A 16,702-nucleotide genomic window follows, 5' to 3' on the forward strand; every position below is an offset into this window, starting at 1 on the left:
ATATTTCATTTTAAAATTAAGTTATATTGTTGCCAGTCAGCTGCCATCAGGCTGCTTGTTATAATTAAAAAAGTCAGGTAAACTAAACCAATGCCGCATAAAATCGCATTCAAGACAGTGGTTTTTTTTAATGTTAAAGTTTTAAAAAAATCAGTAATAAAGATTATAACTGGTACTATCAAACCTAAAATAGGCAGATACATGTAGCGGTCAGCCATAATTGCTGGCCTTCTCATCGGGACAATTTGGATGCATAAAAAAATATTTATCAAGAAAAACAGCAACCAGAAAAAATAAAGCGCTTTTAACGCCTGATTTTTAAAAAAATACACACAAAACGAAACGATCAGGAAAAATGCGATTGGAAAGGTATAATAAATTACGGGCATCGCCTGATTCGGTTTCATAGGGTAATCATACTGATAATGTAAATTAGCAGGTATGATCGTATTAAAAATATAAAAGCAAAGACAATAAAAAGAAAATATTAACCTGTCAAAAAAGCTATACAATGAAGCCGGTTCACTTTTGCCATACGCTGTTTGCTGCGCTACAATAGTTACAATACCAAACACAAAAGCGATCAAGAAAAAGGGGGCGCAGACGAAGAGCCAATACTTAATTGATATTTTATACTGGGTGTAATAAAAAATCAAAAAACAGGTAAGTATAGTTATCGGTAATATTAAAGCCTGTTCTTTACAGAAACAGGCTGTGGTAAAACTGATTAAACTTATCAGGTAATAAATTTTACTTTTAGATAAAGCGAAATGCAAAATTGCAAGTAAAGCGATCAAAGTAAAAAAACTATATAACATTACTTTAGATGCCGATACCCATATCACAGTTTCTATATTTAAAGGGTGAACAGCCCACAGCAAACAACAAATGCTGGCTATGACGGAGGCAGAACTGTTGTGAAAAAGCTCAAGAACTTTTTTTATAAATAAATATACCAGCCCTACATTTATCAAATGAATTAACAATCCAATTATATGATACCAGTAAGGATCATAACCATTTATCAAATAAACAGCATGATAGTACAAAGTGTTACCCGGCGAATACTGTACCTCATTAAACGAGGTGAACAATACTGCCAGGTATTTCAAGTTAACAACTACCGGATGAACCAATTTATCGCCAATTAGCATCCAATCATCATCCATGCTGGCAAATCCCAGCGAAGTTATTGGATGATAGATAATAACCAATAGCATCACAATTAAAATACTAAATGCAATTCTATTTAAAACAAGGTAAACCTTCATGGTTAACGTATTTTTCTATATACAGTCAATTATGAATTACGACGTTTGTTCTTTAACCCAATCAAAGTCTTTTTAGGAAAAAGCTGAATTACAACAGGGTTACTCAAATTATTTTGGGTGTCGTAAAATAATTTCATTTCTTTAGGAAGCGTTGCGTAACTTAATTGAGTTTGATGAGCTTGTCTCGGTTCAAATAATTGCTTTGCAGACACCGATCGGTAAAAGCATTTATCATCTGCCGCCAAAAAATGCAGTCCAGGAGGTAAATAATTATTTTTAGGACCGCTAAGAAAATTAAAGACAGAAATAGCTTTCTTCTTTTTAATATCATATAAAAAAATATCATTCCATTCACTTGCAGATACTTCAAATGACATCAAGGAATCTATTATATATAAATTCATAATCAAACGTGTTTGATATGGGTTATCCTTAAGATATCGCCACCTTTTGTTGTAATATTTTTCATTCGTCAGAAAATCCTCGGGCAGGGTATTTTTTTCAGGTAAATTGATGGTAAAATAATCCGGCAAAATACTGTTGTCGAGATTGTAAAAAATCTTGTAATCATCTGGTTGTATAAAATAAACATTTTTGTTGCTCTTGTAAAATGATTTCGGTGAATTACCTATCTCTGTATAATTAACAACGGCAGTATCATACGGCAAAAACGCTTTTTTAACAATGCCGCTATCGTCAGAAACTACAATATTGAAATTATTGAACTTTTCCAGGTCATTGGCAGGAAAAAAGAATCGATAGTAAGCAGTTAGATTTGGACCTAAATGTGCAATGCCAACATAATCAAACTTAGGTTTTTTAACACTAATTAATTGACCTTTAAAATCATAGGTGAATGTTTTTTGCAATAGTTTGTCAATAAATACAATGTGATCTTTAGCATCGTCTATTGTAAAACCATCAATTTGTTTACTTTTAAGCCTAAACTTAAAAGTGCCGTTTTTTTCAAAAACCAATATTGATTTGGTTGCGTCATCACGGATGACAATATAATTCTTTGTCACCTCCATTTGATTGATCTGGCTAAAAAGACTTTCCCTGGTTGTTTGAAGTGGAATATAACGGATCGAATCAAATAGGTCATTTATATCATACTCATCACGACTTTCTATATCTGAAGCTTTTAGATCAAAAGCGTTTTTTTTGTTCCCCAGCTGTATTCGTTTCAAGCCGTTTGATTTACTTGAAGAGTGACCACAAGAAAAATTTACCAACAAATATGATGACAGTAACAGGATGATTATTGGATAGCGAAATTTATAGGTTTGCATAATTCAAATTTTGTGAAAGGTTTTTTAGGTTAATTTTAAGGTATTTACTATAATCTACTAATGTTGCACCTTGCTTTAACAAGGGAAATAGAAATCCTCCATGTTCCCGTTGGAAAATGGACGCTGAGAACAGCGACAAACAAAAATTTAATAATAACCCTGATTGTTTTTTGTTAGTTACCAGTTCCTGTACTTACAACATATATGTAGTCTTCACAAGGCCCAGGATCCCAGCTTTGATTGTATGTTGTTTTATAACAACCAACGCCCCCCCCGTAACAATTGGTCAAAGTCACCTGGTTATGAACATATCCTCGTGCTTGTTTGAAATAGGTTACATCGTCTACCGTATAATATTCGGGGTACCCAATATCGTTACAGGTCACGCAATCGGCATATGTGGTTGACCCTGTATATCCACCGGCCGCTCCGGTCTCTACGCAACCTTGGACGGGATCAGGGTCTGCTTTAACCCTAGTATATACACTCAAAACCATGGTGAACGTTAATACTATCGCGAAAGCACTAATAAATAATTTCTTTTTTTTCATAATGTTTCTTTTTAAATTAGTTAAAATAAATGTATAAATCAGGGTTATTATTTTGGTTCAGGTCGTTAGATTTATCATTACGTCTAACAAGGGGGGAGGACTTATTATTAAAATAATATAAAACAACATTAAAAAAGGCGACAGAATTTGAATAAAAAAATGATTTATTTTTTATTCTACTCAGGAAAACGAAAATTATAGAACTATTACGGTAATGGAGTAACATGGGTTTAGACTTTGATAATGTTTAAGTTACGTAAAGCTGTAATTATTTTTTCAATTAAACAATTAGTTCTTGATTTTTTTTATGCATAATATAAGCAATAGAATTTAAATTCTATATTTGCTATACCTAATGCCTGATCTTATGAAAACCTTTGCCAAGTTCTGCTTTTTTACCATCCTTTTTTTTTCATCGGTCCGTGTATTGGCACAAGCGCAGTATGATGTGTCCGGAACAGTTGTAAACGAAAAGGGCGAACCTCTTAAAAGCGCAACTGTTTTTATAGGCGGGAGTGAGCGGGTAATGCCTACCGACGAGAATGGCCGGTTTAGGTTTAAAGGCGTACCACAAGGCGCATTCCAAGTTTCCGTACACATGCTTGGCTATGCCCCATTAACGCAAAATATTTTTGTGCAAAATACAGCTCTTAATATCAGAATGCGGTTGGAGCCAAAAGCCATAACGCTCGACGAAGTAACAATAGGCCGTAAAAGTGCCTGGAACAAAAACTATAATCTGTTTAAAGAAAACTTTTTAGGTACTTCGGCAAATGCACGGCAATGTGATATAATTAACCCGGAAATTATACATTTCAGCACCCAAAAAGGGTTATTACTGGCAGAGGCGAATGACTTTTTGATCATCAAAAACAATCGGTTGGGTTACCGCATCCACTATCTGCTTAAAGATTTCAGCTATATTAGTAAAGACAATTTAGCGCTATATCACGGTGATTTTAGTTTTGAAGAGTTAGACGGTACCGAAGCCGACAAAGAGAAATGGGCTAAAAACCGCGCAGAAACCTATCAGGGTTCGTTTAGGCATTTTTTGCGTTCGGTGTATACTAACAGCACTTACGAAAATGGGTTTATAACAAGGCCGTTATATGGTAGTGCTGTTTATACTTACAGCACCGTTAACGGCCTCATAACCCGAAATAAAAGAGTTGAAGGAGTAATGATAGTTGACCGCCCGGTAAAGTTCGACTCTCTGATGGCAGCTGTCAGCAACAATTTGATCTCATTCACATTTAAGCAGCTTTATATTACCTACGATCCCCGAAGATCGGCCGGATTCAAGGATAAAATGAAAGATGATAAAATCGTCGTCCCTATTGAAAAAAATGCCTCTATTTTAAGATTAACAACCCCTCAATCATTAATAGATCAAAAAGGAAACTATGTGGATTACCGGGATTTTTATATCCGGGGCAACTGGGCTATAGCTCGTGTGGGCGATCAATTGCCGGTCGATTATCAGCCTCCGACACCGGCTATATCTCACAGAAATAATGCAGTAGATAAACTAACCATAGCCTTGCAAAACTGGACAGACAGCCTACCGCAGGAGAAAGTGTACCTGCATATGGATAAACCTCACTATGCGCCTGGTGATACCATTTGGTTTAAGGGGTATCTTACTACCGGCAGCAGGCATGAGCTATCTGCCCTAAGCGGCGCGGTATATGTTGACTTGTTGGATGAACGCGATACCCTTATGAAGGCTTTAAAGTTACCCGTAGATGGAGGTATGGTGGCAGGCAATTTTGTATTAAATGATTATTTACCGGCGGGCAGCTACCACGTACGCGCTTATACCAAATGGATGCTGAACGCCGGGCAGGAATATTTTTTCGACCGGATATTTAACGTAGGTGATCCTGCAAAAACCGAAAAGAAAAAGAATTACAATCCTGCCCTGCAACAATCCGATGTCCAGTTTTTCCCCGAGAGTGGTAGTTTAGTTAATGGCATTACATCAAGGGTCGCCTTCAAGGCTATAGGTATTAATGGTCTGGGAACTGCAATAAGCGGTAAGATAATAGACAATGACAATAATTCGGTAGCCATATTTAACACCCTGCATGCCGGCATGGGCAGCTTTTTATTGAAACCGCTACCAGGTAAAACTTACACGGCTGCCGTTAAATTCGCGGATAGTACAACCAAAAACATAGTGTTACCAGCTGCCGTAAATGAAGGCTACGTACTTACGGTCTATCAGCCTAATAAAGATAGTATCCTGGTACGAATCCGCGCCTCTGTTACCTTGCAAAAATCAACCGTTATAATGGTTGCTCAAAGTAGCGGCGAAACTATTTTCGCTTCACCAGTGGCAATAAACAGCGCTATAACCTCGCTCTGGGTGGATAAAAAATTGTTTCCCGGCGGTATAGCTCAGTTTACCATTTTTGATGGTAATAATGAGCCGCTTAACGAGCGCATAATATTTATTAAGGGCGATGATAAAATGCAATTGGCTGTTAAAACCGAAAAAATGGTTTATGAAAGTAAAGGCCATGTCCAGCTTAACCTAAGCGCCAATGATAGTGAAGGTAAACCAACATCGGGCAACTTCTCTGTAGCTGTGATAGATGAAAGCCAGGTAAATGTTGATGAGACTGCCGAGAGTACTATATTTTCGCATATCCTGTTGACTTCTGATATTAAAGGATTTATAGAAAAGCCCAACTATTATTTTACAGCCGAAACAGATACGGTCAACTTGGCACTGGATAACCTGATGCTGACACAAGGCTATCGCCGGTTTGAATGGAACACGTTAAGCACTATTGTAAATACTAAACCTGTATTTGAAGCAGAGGGGTTGGCATCTTCTATTTCGGGTTTAGTCACAACTTTAACTCATAAACCTTTGCCGGGGGCCCTTATTAAGTTGCTATCAATAAGAGCAGGAATACTAAGGGATACCGTTACCGATGCAAACGGCAGATTTAAGTTTGATAAAATGTTTATTGGGGATAATACTAAATTTTCACTCCAGGCCAAAGATAATAATAATAGCGATAAAGTGATCCTAACGGTAGACAGCATCCCACAGGTGACTATCAAAAATAATAAAAATACAAATAACACGGATGTAACAGCAATTATAAATCAGCAAAAAATCCATCAGCAACAAGTAGAACAACAGGGTCAAACAGTTAAGCTAACCGGGCTGCATATATTAAAACAGGTGGATATTAAAGCAAAGAAAATTATTAAAAGAGAGGATATTTCAGATCAGCAGATATTTACAGTGCCCGGGCAATCTGTAGATAAGGTGATTACTATCCCCGACCCTGAAAATTACAATAATCTTGCCATGGCAATGCAAGGTCGTTTACCTGGTATAAGTATCGAGCCCGATGACTTAGGCCGTAAAACAATGGTAAGTATGCGGCCCTCTAATGATTTAGTTCACACAAGTGATGGTACAGACAAATTTAAGGGAAGAAAAATGGGCCTTATTGTTGACGGAAGAAAAATAAGAGATCCGGGTGAAGTTGACGAAATGTTAGACGGAGGTATTTTAATGGAGGACCTGGCTAAAATTGAGGTAGTTAGAACAAACGTAGCCCTGCTAAATTCTTTGAAAGATCTTCGCGACGATATTGAAGGCTATGTAGGTTACGTATTAATAATTACTAAACCATCCTCGGCACGTAAACGTTATTATCCAAACATAGCTAATATTATGCCCAAGGGATTTAACAAAGCTCGTAAATTTTATTCACCTCGTTACGATGCCCCTGCAGAGTCCTATAAACAGCCGGACTTACGTACAACTATTTACTGGAATCCGTATGTCAACACGGACATTGAGGGGAAAACTACACTCGATTTTTATAATGCTGATGGCCCTGGGACCTATAGGGTAGTAGTAGAGGGCATAAATGCTAATGGCGAATTAGGTAGGCAAGTTTATACTTACAAGGTTGAGTGATGTAACAACAGATACATACGTACACTTTCATTTGATAAAGTTTTAATACAATCGTATGGGAGTGTGGCAATTAGTCCTAAGCGTATTAAAACTGTCATTATTATGATGTTCTGATTTAATTTAATAATAAGCTTCACCTTGAACGCAAAGATCCCTTATTCAACCGTTAAGCAAAAAGCGCGTAACCGGGTAAGATGGGTATAATTACTGAAACGTACATAAACCGCCACTTCACACTTTTTAGTTAAGGAATTTTTTGTAATAAAATGTAAGGGTTAAAACGAAATCGTGAATTTGGCAAAAACGAATTCATGCAAAGGGCATCCTATATAAATCATAAAACGGCCGTTTAGCGGGAATGAGGGGGGGGAGAGTTCTGGCTTGGCCTGGTTGCGGTATTTACAACACTGCTTCATGTTCTCACAAACCTTGAGACTTCAGCAAGTTTGGGGACAATTAAAAGCAATAATCGTGAAATATTTATTTAGTCTTAAAAAGTAAGTAAACTAAGTTTTAGATTTTTCCAGGGTTTCAATTCGGCTTATAGACCAAAGATCGGAAACGACGCAGCAGATTTTGTTCAAAAAAACTTCACGAGGAATAATGTTTTGAAGGGCTATTAAAAGCAGTCAACCATCATGCTGAAATCAATCTTATCTTAGCTTTGCGCTGTAAATAGCGGCTTCGATGATCTTTGCGTCGTCTTCATTGTCGAAGATCCAGGTTTGGTAAAAAATCCAATTGCCAATTATCTTAATTAAGCCTCTTTGCTTTAAATTATTCGCAAATGTTAGTTGATAGCCGTAATATTCTTTTAGTCCAATTTTCTTTTTGAAAGTATTTATCTCTACTTTCTGGCTGGACCTTTTCAATACATTACTTATATAGTTGATAAAGTCAGCTTCTGTTGCAATAGGGACGCCTATTGCACTTTTATTCTGTAGGCCACTCAAAAATTTCGGTTCAGTAGTTGCGCCGTTTTTTTTGAAGGATAAAAGTAATACGGAACCATTACTCACAGTATTTGCCTTTAATTTTTTTATTGCTGCTTGAGTATCTTCTATTCGGGATTCCTTTGAAACCGACGAAAAATTTTCTGGAATCTTAAATGTCCAGCCAAGCCTGTCATCTATGTAAGTACCATTATCTACTACACCCTCTGTTTGTTGAGCCAACAGTCGAATCGAAGAAAGGACTAATAAGCAAAATATTAAACAAGTCTTATTCATGGCTAATCAAATTTTCAATTTCCTGCCAATCATCCCAAAAAGAACTTATGAAGAAGAAAGACTCTCCTGGATGATCTTCAGATTCTATATAAAAAGTATTTTTTATGCTGTAAATGTTTTTGTCTGCGTTTTCAGGTGTTCCTTTCTTAAGAGTACGATTGGATAGCTTTAGGATATAGGTGCTTTCACCTTTCCGATAAGAACCAAACCCTGTAAGGATTAATTCGCCTTGGCGCACATCAACATTTTTTATGATATGTTGATGGATTTCTATCGTTTTTTTAAACCGGCTTAAATGCAAAAACAGGAGAATTAAATACATAATCGCGCCAAAATAAATCGGCGGTAAAGTTATCGGATGTATTTTTGCTAAAAAAACCGCGACTGCTATAATTAGCAAAATAAAAGGAAATTTAAGAAAGAAGGAGTTGCTCTTCTTAATTTGCTGCTCAACAAAAGCGAATCCTTCTTCGGTAATTACGTACGAAACGTCCATTCAGTTACGTTAATTAATTGGGCGGGGTGTAGTCGCCGTCAAATATGCGTTTAAGGAGTTAGCTAAAAAAGCCCCGCCTTGGTACCCCGCCAAGAAATATCTAAAAAAAAACATTTAAAAGATATTTGCAATAGGTGCAAAAAAACTGGTTGGAAGATTTCAAAGGGGCGTTTAAGGAGATGTTGAAATTGATGCTGTTGCATATCTCGGTCATTAGTTGACCACCCGTCAAGTAATTTTAAACCGAGCCAACTGTATATTGACCTCACCAAGAAAACTGCCAATGCGCGCCGACTGCTCGATATCAGGGTACTTGACCATTTGGTAGTGACCAATGATGGGTTTTATAGCTTTGCGGATGAGGGAGTGACATAATTTCGGAGGTCCCTACAAATTCACCGGCGAAACTTTATAGCCTCGTTTCTTTAATTGCATCAGCAACCCATCTTTACCATCTAAATGCCCGGCACCTACGGTGATAAAAACTTTACCCTTAATTAAATACGCTGGTAATTTTTTCATCCAGAAATTGTTGCGGGTTATCGCTTTTGCAATTTGTTCACCTCTCTTATCGGCAGCTGTGAAATTAAAAGAGTACTTGCCTTTATCGTATAAATTAAGCTCAGTTAGTTCCGGTACTTTATTAATCGAAGCGGAATCGGTAATTATATTTACTAAATTGACAATAGATTTAATTTTATTGTCGTCAATGATGTTTCCCGTCGCCACACTTCGTGGTACTTTATCATTGTCAAGCTGTACGGTAAGTTTGTTTTGAGCAATGGCTTCCTTAAGTAGATAATTATCCATTAGATCATGCGCAATTTTGAAGCCCTTTTGGGTCGCTATAACTTGCGATAAAAAGTAAGTCATCCCTTTCAATACCTCGGCAGGGTCGTCATCATTGTCTATGTTTTCTTGCAAGCCTTCGCCGGTAGTTTTAATAAAGTATTGATTTACCTTGTCATAATTTTTGCCGAAAAGTTCTTTCGCTTTTACATGAGTAGGAGTTTTGACAGGTTGTTGCTCATGAACGTTTGGGTTATTAGCGATAACTTCACATATATAAATATCACTTAATTTTATCAAGCTGTCTACTTTAGGGTGTGCGGTTATCCAGGCTTGCCCGAATAAATGTAAGGTACCCAATAAATAGGATGTTTTATGCGATAGGGGCGATTGTATTTTCCAAAGCACAGACTGCGGTTGTTGCTTTTTTTGTGCCGAAGAACTATAGGCAAACATTACCAGGAATAAAAATAATATGCAGAAAACAGATTTCATGGCTGGCAAAGATTTATGCTGCAATATAAATATTTATGTAAAATAAAATTAGCTATCTACTTTTTTCGGATAAGTAGGTTCGTTTTTTAAACGGTGGTTTAAAGAGAAAAATGTTTTTGGTTTAATCTGTTGTAGTTGAATTTCCAATATCTTCTTTATCGTTATCAAGTAGCCACTTTTTAAATGAAATAAACCCATTCGCGGTATGGTGTATGATACGGCCATCGGTAAGCATGGTGCTAAAAAGATCACCGGAAGATTTGAATTTTTTTATTGAGGCCAAAGATTCATCAAATCCCGGATAGGTAGAGGTTATCCTTTTATCAATCATATAGCTATATAAAATTTAGTACCCGTGCCTTCAATACTTTTAAAATAGATCGTACCATTATGCTGCTCGATGCATTGGCGGGAAAAACAAAGGCTTAAACCTGTTGAAGCTTCCCCGCCGGTGCCAGGCCTTTGTGCTTTGGAAAACTTATTAAAAACTTCAGGCTGCAAATGTTGACTTGGTTCACCCTATTCTTTGTCAGCAAGATAGTTTTAATAGTAATCACAAAGAAAATCTAAAGGACTTGGAATACGCTTCCCATCTCTCTTCGGTGGCTTATAACGTCTTTGAAGAAGCAACAACAAGCGCCTGCGTAATTACACTTTTTTACTATCTTTACATATGCTTAAATATTCGGAAAGACCAAACTTGCTTTGATTTGCAAATGCGATGACCTTACCTATTAATAAAGCTAATGAACATTTCTATATGCTGGCAGACGTAAATACTTATTTTGTACGTGACAATACAGAATTGCAGTTAAACCCATAGGACGTCAACTATGAAAGAACATTTAAGACGTACGTCTTTTTTGATAGGAATATGTTTTTTGTATCAAAGCCATTCTGCCTACTCGCAGCAGATATATGGAATCTATGTTGATACAGCTTTGCAAGCTTTCAAAGCAAGAAGTATTTAAAAGCAGCGCAATTTTACTCTAAAGCCTTTCTATCGAATAATGATCGGGCAGTAGTTAGCCACAGATACAGTGCTGCACGCAGTTGGGCGCTTGCAGGTTTACCTGACTCAGCTTTTTATCAGCTTAACAGAATTGCAAAGGCAGGTTATTTGCGGTAACAGCGTAAAATATATTAACCCCGATGCTGTTTGAAAATCGTCGGTACTGATGACAGCCACCGGTGCCGGTTTATCGGTGCCGAAAAGCATTGCCAACGGTGATGCTGCAGTTATGACGGATAAGAAAGTTAGCGGCCTCATAAAAAGTCTGCGTTTTTGATGTTTATGTGTGCCCCCTGCGTGCTCCTGATCTGTATGGAAATGTGCCTCGGTACCAGTTCTACTGCGTTTTGCTGCATACAAGTTACAAAAAAGGCATAACAAGTAAAATAACCTATTATGCCTCTAAAAATTTAGGTTGAATGCCCTTATTGGATCTTAACCGACGTCACTATATCATTGGCATTAGGTGTCAAGTTAGGGAAATGCGGGGTATCACCACTCGGCAATGTCCACGCCTGCCCCGTGAAGTTATCGTTGGCGTACATAGTAACTGTCCACCCCTGGGGCACCTTGGCAGACGATGCCCAATCGTTAACAAAACCATACGGCGTAAGCTGGCTCAGGGTATAGTTACCCTTCGGGATGATGCCTGTCACCGTGCCGCCATACAGCGTATTTTGGTAAAAAGTAACTCCCGGATACAACTGCATAAAGGCCACCAGGCTGCAAGCCTCGTAGGTTTGGATATAGCCCGTAGGGCAAGCCACCGCATAGTTGCGGTAAGTCAAGTTGCGCGACGCATCGCGGTTGCCCCAGCCAGTATCCACATTGGTTTGGATCCAGCTTAGGTATTGTGTTTGCTTGCCCTCGTTTATCAACTGCATAATGTAGTCGGCAAAGATGGCTTTCATTACTCCCTGTTCGTTAAAGTCGCCCTCGGCAGGCAGTATGCCTTGCGCGTTACACAGGTTGTTCTTAACATAGTCGGCATAGCGAGTAGCGTCAGACAGGTAAGCGCTATTGCCGCTCTGCTTGTACAGTGCATACGCCGCGCCAATAGCGGTGCCCGAGTTATACGTATAATCGGTACCGCCCGGAGGATTGGAGCCTATCTTGTTATCATACACCTGGCCGGTGGTGGTGTTGGTTAAGTTGGCTTTGGCCCAGGTATAAATGTTTTGTGCTTTAGTTAAATAAGCGCTGTTGCCCGTCAGATTATACAACCGCATCGCTGCAATAACGGTAGGGAAGTTGATACAAGAGTTCTTACCCGAGTGGTTAAAATCCCAGAACATACCCCCGCCTGCGGCGTCGTATGATCCGTTCCAAACCCTGTCAAAGCCCGACTGTGCCGTGGTTAAATAGGTGGCGTTGCCCGTGATAGCGTTGGCGCGGCAAAGTGCCATAACCCACCACATCATATCGTCGTAAATAAACCAAACGGTGGTATTATTCCAGTCGTAATGCGCGTATTGGTTATAGCCGCCGGTATACATATCATTAACCCGTGTAAGCGCCGCCGAGGTACGGGTGCGGTTGTAATTATCCATTGCCATGTCCCAAAAGATGGCGTTGGTCCAGATGGCGGCAATGTTGTCTTTAAGCGTGGTACTGTAATACAGCTTGGTGGCCGGGTTGTAGCAAGCCGTGTTGAAGGCATTGTAGGCGGTTGTGGCATCGACCGGGTCCCACGAGTTTAGTGAGGTTACCGAATTGATACCGGGTGTAGACCCCAACGTAGTTTTTAAACCTGCGGATGCCGTAGGCGCTCCCTCTTTTTTACTGCAGCTAAAAAATGCTAAGCATGCGGTAAGTACCAAAATACTTTTTTTCTTCATAATTGTTAAAATTTAGTGGTGTGTGTTTATTGTGGTTTGAATAATTGCTCACAGTAACGTACAAAAACAAAAAAATGTAGTACCAACTACCACAAGCCATACTAAACCACCAACAGGCAATCTGTTTAAAACAGCTTATTCAACAACATGTATTTCAACCAAGTGGGCAGACCGGTTTATAATTGACTTACTTATACTTTAACCAGTTAATGAAAGATTATGTTTTAAGAAGGTATTTGTATTCAGGCTTTGTGTAAAATCCCGGATTTTAGTTGCGCCGTAATTGAATTACAAATATATAATATATATTTCAGTATTCGGACTACGAATTTAATATACATTGACATTATTGTTAAAGTAAATTCAACTTTAAGGCTATATATTGTAAATAATTTAAAAGAAAAAAAGGAATTTTGCCTTTTAAATCTCCTTTTTACGTTCGCAGTGGAGCGTCTTTTTTTGACGAATTAATAATGATTAGAGCAGATTTTAGTAAATCTACAAACCTCTTTTTAGCATATCCAAAAGGATTTTCAAATGAATATGAAGCACTGGTTGAATTCAACAATCAGTTAATAGAGTTAATTCCAAGAGATATAAAATTATTTGTAATAACTAATACCAAAAAGACTGAACGCGAATTGAATGCCCGGTTTAGACATAAACCAAACGTTGACACTTTAGTTATCAATTACTTTGATGAAATATGGTTGAGGGATTGCATGGGTGTATTTGCAGGTGACAAAATTTATAAATTTAATTATTCGCCAAACTACTGCACATTAGGTAAGGAAGCGAACTACTACCGTTATCTAAACAAGCTAACTAAACAGGCTTTAGCACAAGCATTTACTTCCAGTATTATTGAAGTACCATTGAATATTGATGGGGGAAACTTTGTTCATAATACTAAAAAGGTATTTATGACCGAAAAGGTATATGAAGACAACCCCGGCAAAGACGTTGAGAGCATTATAAAGCAATATACTGGATTGGATGCTATAGTTGTTCGCCGAAACTATTATGACGTTATAGGGCATACCGATGGGTATATGGCCTTTAAAGATGAGACTGTAAAATGAACTGTGTCAGTTAAGAATTTGGATAGAATTTTTAACTTAGATATAGTAGGATGAACGAGAACAACAATTTTGATTTTGAAAGCTTCAAACGTGAAGCGATCAAGGGGATGTACGCTGGTAAACCGCTTAACGGCGAAAAGGGCATCTTTGCGCCTTTACTGAAACATTTTTTAGAAGCGGCACTTGAGGGCGAACTTGAAACGCATCTGCAGGAAGAAAAAGCTGCAGGTTTACGCAATCGGCTTAATGGTAAAACCACGAAACGGGTAAAGAGCCTTTCAGGCGAATTTGATCTGCAAAGCAATCGGGATAGGTCTGGCAGCTTTGAACCCGTAGTGTTACCAAAGCGTCAAGTGATCATTACCGAAGAGCTGGAAGATAAGGTTATCGGTTTGTATGGGCTTGGCCTGAGCACACGGGATATTTCCAAACATATCATGGAGATCTACCAGATGGATATTTCCGCAACTACCTTATCCGCTATTACGGACAAGGTTATCCCCGCCATGAACGAATGGCGGCATCGACTATTTTTAAAATTAAAAGATTGCCATCTGTTTTACTGGTAATTTTAATAATACCCTCGGGATAAGAAAATTTAACCGCATTGGATATAACATTTTGCACCGCTCTTTTAAAATGGCTCCTATCTATGTTCCTGATTACCGCCTCGGTTGAAAGCTCGGTAATAATCTTAACTTTTTTTAAGTAGCGCCAAACCTATTTGTTCTTTAATACATTGGCCATAAGAGCAGGCAGGTTTTTACTTATAAAGTTGAATGATGCCCTCAAGGTAAGGATTCGGCATCCTGCATTTCGCGAAGGGTTCTTTGTATATCCGATTTAGATAGAATGGTTTAATATTCATCTACAAAAATTCATAGCTGGTCGTGCTGCATCTTATCAATCAGGTAGAAAAGCATCTACAAAAAAAATATTATAATAGTCGTACCGATAGAGTAACATCCGCTTTATCTTTAAATGTTATTTCCATATCAAAACGTCTAATATCCCCGGCATAATATTTAAAGAATTAGCGGGCCTGTACGACCTGCATAAATTCGTTGTAGTCGAGGGTGGTGTGTTCGCCAGTAACAGCAGCATTGAAAGCTATGACAGCGCGATAATAATAATCTGTTGCTAAGTCCTTTTCATCTATGGTAAGCAAGTTAAAGTATGATTTCGCCCGTTTAGGATAGCCATCGGCATAAAGTTTTAAAATGAAATCAAGAAAGTCCTCGATGGTTTCTAATTTTAAAATAGGTAAAACAACATGTAAGCTGCTCATTGTGCGGATTTCGTTAAAAGGATTAAAGTCTCTTAGCTGCTGCATAATCAGGCTTTGGTGAACATCGTTAGTCTTATTAATTTCCCTTCTGTGGGGTGGTGAGCGATCAAATCCCATTGATAGCGGCCCTCATGTTCGCTACCGCCTTCGGTGAAAACATCGAACGCCGTCTGGGCAACTTCTTCAGGATCATAAACAATAGATTGAACTGTATTTGTTGAGTTGTCTTTAAATAAAATTGTGGCTATCATATTAAAGCAAATATAAAAAATGGGAGGCTGTTAAACCTCCCTGTTATCATAGATTAATCTTCTTTAGATTTGGGGTCAATTAAATAGAACCCTGTAACTTCAATCTGCGTATTATAAATTTTTTCACCTCCTTCCTTTTCGTAATTATCGTTTTTAAGTTTGCCTTCGATAAGAACCTTAGTACCTGAATTTAAAAGCTTACTCATGGTTTCGGCTAAACCCTTCCAGGCAACGCAATTGTGCCAATCAGTAACCTGTTTTTTAGCATCGCCGGTGCTGTAAAATTCGTTTGTAGCCATACTAAAATTAAGAACATGGCCTTTTTCGGTGGCTTTCAAAATTGGCTCTTTACCGATGTTACCAATAAGGGTTACTTTGTTTACTAATGAACTTTTCATAATCGTTGTATTTTAAGTGAATAAATATGTTTTTTTGTTTTTCTTATGATATAAAGATACGCATATACTAACGTTTTTACAAGTCTTATTTTGTTATAAAGGCGTTTCTCATCCCCCTCTTTAGATGGTTTAAGCCACTATAAAGGCAAGATCTTATTATTTAACAACCAATGGCTTTTCGTTAATGGGTATCAACAACCGGCAAAAACTCAAATCATCGTGAGAAATATGCAAGTATTCTTCCATTAAGGATTGAAATGGCAAGTGGTCGAAGGGCGTTTGGTCGACGTTCAAATAAACACAATCAGCAATATCATTCATTATAACATCAACATGATTCCATAAAAATTTTATAAAATTAGAAAAGGTATCATGGTCATAAGGCAGCGAATAATGTTCAAGGATGATACTACCCAATCCTGGGTTGTTATCAAAAATTAAAAATAATTCATAGGTTTTTAGTTTGTCGTTGCTCGCAAGAACTCTTGTTAAAGCCTCATTATCAAAGGCAAATAATTTAGTTAGCAGTCGATAATCCTCAGACCAGGAACAATCAGCAAGATAGTTCCATTTATCAAGAGGGTTTTTTGAAAAGGTAAATCCTTGATTAAAAATGAAGTTAGTATTCATAGAAAGATAATAGGTATAGGTAGAAAGATTTTTTCAGGTTGGTATAAACCATAGATTAATTAATAATTATAGATTTATACGGTAAATACCTGAAATAGGTTATATGCCTTACTGTGAGGCACTTTATAAGT

16 protein-coding genes and 1 pseudogene are annotated in these 16,702 nt (G+C 37.7%); 4 read left to right on the forward strand and 13 right to left on the reverse strand.

Going from position 1 to position 16,702, the window contains the following annotated elements:
• Positions 1-5: 5 nt before the first annotated feature.
• Together ABIB50_RS26140 and ABIB50_RS26145 are read right to left on the reverse strand one after the other, a co-directional pair.
• Positions 6-974: a hypothetical protein gene (locus ABIB50_RS26140; RefSeq protein WP_429384912.1), complete on the reverse strand. Its 969-nt coding sequence runs from the start codon at positions 972-974 to the stop codon at positions 6-8.
• A 326-nt stretch (positions 975-1,300) separates the two neighbouring features.
• A complete protein-coding gene (locus ABIB50_RS26145; RefSeq protein ID WP_429384914.1) occupies positions 1,301-2,563 on the reverse strand; it encodes a 6-bladed beta-propeller in 1,263 nt (420 codons plus the stop codon).
• A 918-nt stretch (positions 2,564-3,481) separates the two neighbouring features.
• On the opposite strand from ABIB50_RS26145, the gene ABIB50_RS26150 reads away from it, so the two are divergent.
• Positions 3,482-7,063, forward strand: a complete 3,582-nt coding sequence (locus ABIB50_RS26150; protein ID WP_429384915.1) for a carboxypeptidase regulatory-like domain-containing protein — start codon at positions 3,482-3,484, stop codon at positions 7,061-7,063.
• Positions 7,064-7,716: 653 nt separating this feature from the next.
• Here the strand turns inward: ABIB50_RS26150 and ABIB50_RS26155 are convergent.
• Entirely contained in the window at positions 7,717-8,292 is a 576-nt protein-coding gene (locus tag ABIB50_RS26155) for a hypothetical protein (protein ID WP_429384916.1), read from the reverse strand.
• Entirely contained in the window at positions 8,285-8,788 is a 504-nt protein-coding gene (locus ABIB50_RS26160; RefSeq protein WP_429384918.1) for a hypothetical protein, read from the reverse strand. The genes ABIB50_RS26155 and ABIB50_RS26160 overlap by 8 nt, the downstream gene beginning before the upstream one ends.
• A 201-nt stretch (positions 8,789-8,989) precedes the next feature.
• On the opposite strand from ABIB50_RS26160, the gene ABIB50_RS26165 reads away from it, so the two are divergent.
• Positions 8,990-9,163: a JAB domain-containing protein gene (locus tag ABIB50_RS26165; RefSeq protein ID WP_429384978.1), complete on the forward strand. Its 174-nt coding sequence runs from the start codon at positions 8,990-8,992 to the stop codon at positions 9,161-9,163.
• A 12-nt stretch (positions 9,164-9,175) separates the two neighbouring features.
• Here the strand turns inward: ABIB50_RS26165 and ABIB50_RS26170 are convergent, their stop codons facing one another.
• From ABIB50_RS26170 to ABIB50_RS26190, 5 genes are all read right to left on the reverse strand, one after another.
• Entirely contained in the window at positions 9,176-10,072 is an 897-nt protein-coding gene (locus ABIB50_RS26170) for a TraB/GumN family protein (RefSeq protein WP_429384920.1), read from the reverse strand.
• A gap of 121 nt (positions 10,073-10,193) precedes the next feature.
• Positions 10,194-10,403, reverse strand: coding sequence for a hypothetical protein (locus tag ABIB50_RS26175; protein WP_429384922.1), 210 nt, complete (start codon positions 10,401-10,403; stop codon positions 10,194-10,196).
• A complete protein-coding gene (locus ABIB50_RS26180; protein WP_429384924.1) occupies positions 10,400-10,573 on the reverse strand; it encodes an ATP-binding protein in 174 nt (57 codons plus the stop codon). Before ABIB50_RS26180 ends, ABIB50_RS26175 begins: the two co-directional genes overlap by 4 nt.
• Positions 10,574-11,150: 577 nt before the next feature.
• The gene (locus ABIB50_RS26185) at positions 11,151-11,342 is read right to left on the reverse strand and encodes a hypothetical protein (RefSeq protein ID WP_429384926.1); all 192 of its coding nucleotides are present in this window, start codon (positions 11,340-11,342) and stop codon (positions 11,151-11,153) included.
• A 167-nt stretch (positions 11,343-11,509) separates the two neighbouring features.
• Positions 11,510-12,922, reverse strand: coding sequence for a glycoside hydrolase family 76 protein (locus ABIB50_RS26190; RefSeq protein ID WP_429384928.1), 1,413 nt, complete (start codon positions 12,920-12,922; stop codon positions 11,510-11,512).
• Between the two features lie 473 nt (positions 12,923-13,395).
• Between ABIB50_RS26190 and ABIB50_RS26195 the strand changes: the two genes are divergently transcribed.
• Together ABIB50_RS26195 and ABIB50_RS26200 are read left to right on the forward strand one after the other, a co-directional pair.
• Positions 13,396-14,004: an agmatine deiminase family protein gene (locus tag ABIB50_RS26195; protein WP_429384929.1), complete on the forward strand. Its 609-nt coding sequence runs from the start codon at positions 13,396-13,398 to the stop codon at positions 14,002-14,004.
• 50 nt (positions 14,005-14,054) lie between these two features.
• Positions 14,055-14,531 (forward strand): annotated as a pseudogene (locus ABIB50_RS26200) (transposase); the annotation flags it as partial.
• A 506-nt stretch (positions 14,532-15,037) separates the two neighbouring features.
• On the opposite strand, the gene ABIB50_RS26205 reads toward ABIB50_RS26200, so the two are convergent.
• The 4 genes from ABIB50_RS26205 to ABIB50_RS26220 all read right to left on the reverse strand — a co-directional run bounded on the left by ABIB50_RS26205 (position 15,038) and on the right by ABIB50_RS26220 (position 16,571).
• Entirely contained in the window at positions 15,038-15,292 is a 255-nt protein-coding gene (locus ABIB50_RS26205; protein WP_429384931.1) for a hypothetical protein, read from the reverse strand.
• A 47-nt stretch (positions 15,293-15,339) separates the two neighbouring features.
• Positions 15,340-15,543, reverse strand: a complete 204-nt coding sequence (locus ABIB50_RS26210) for a hypothetical protein (protein ID WP_429384933.1) — start codon at positions 15,541-15,543, stop codon at positions 15,340-15,342.
• Positions 15,544-15,596: 53 nt separating this feature from the next.
• Positions 15,597-15,941, reverse strand: coding sequence for a single-stranded DNA-binding protein (locus tag ABIB50_RS26215; RefSeq protein ID WP_429384935.1), 345 nt, complete (start codon positions 15,939-15,941; stop codon positions 15,597-15,599).
• Between the two features lie 156 nt (positions 15,942-16,097).
• Positions 16,098-16,571, reverse strand: a complete 474-nt coding sequence (locus tag ABIB50_RS26220) for a hypothetical protein (protein ID WP_429384937.1) — start codon at positions 16,569-16,571, stop codon at positions 16,098-16,100.
• Positions 16,572-16,702: the final 131 nt, after the last annotated feature.

Origin of the sequence: Mucilaginibacter sp. UYCu711 (assembly GCF_050433825.1) — a bacterium.
GTDB lineage: Bacteria > Bacteroidota > Bacteroidia > Sphingobacteriales > Sphingobacteriaceae > Mucilaginibacter.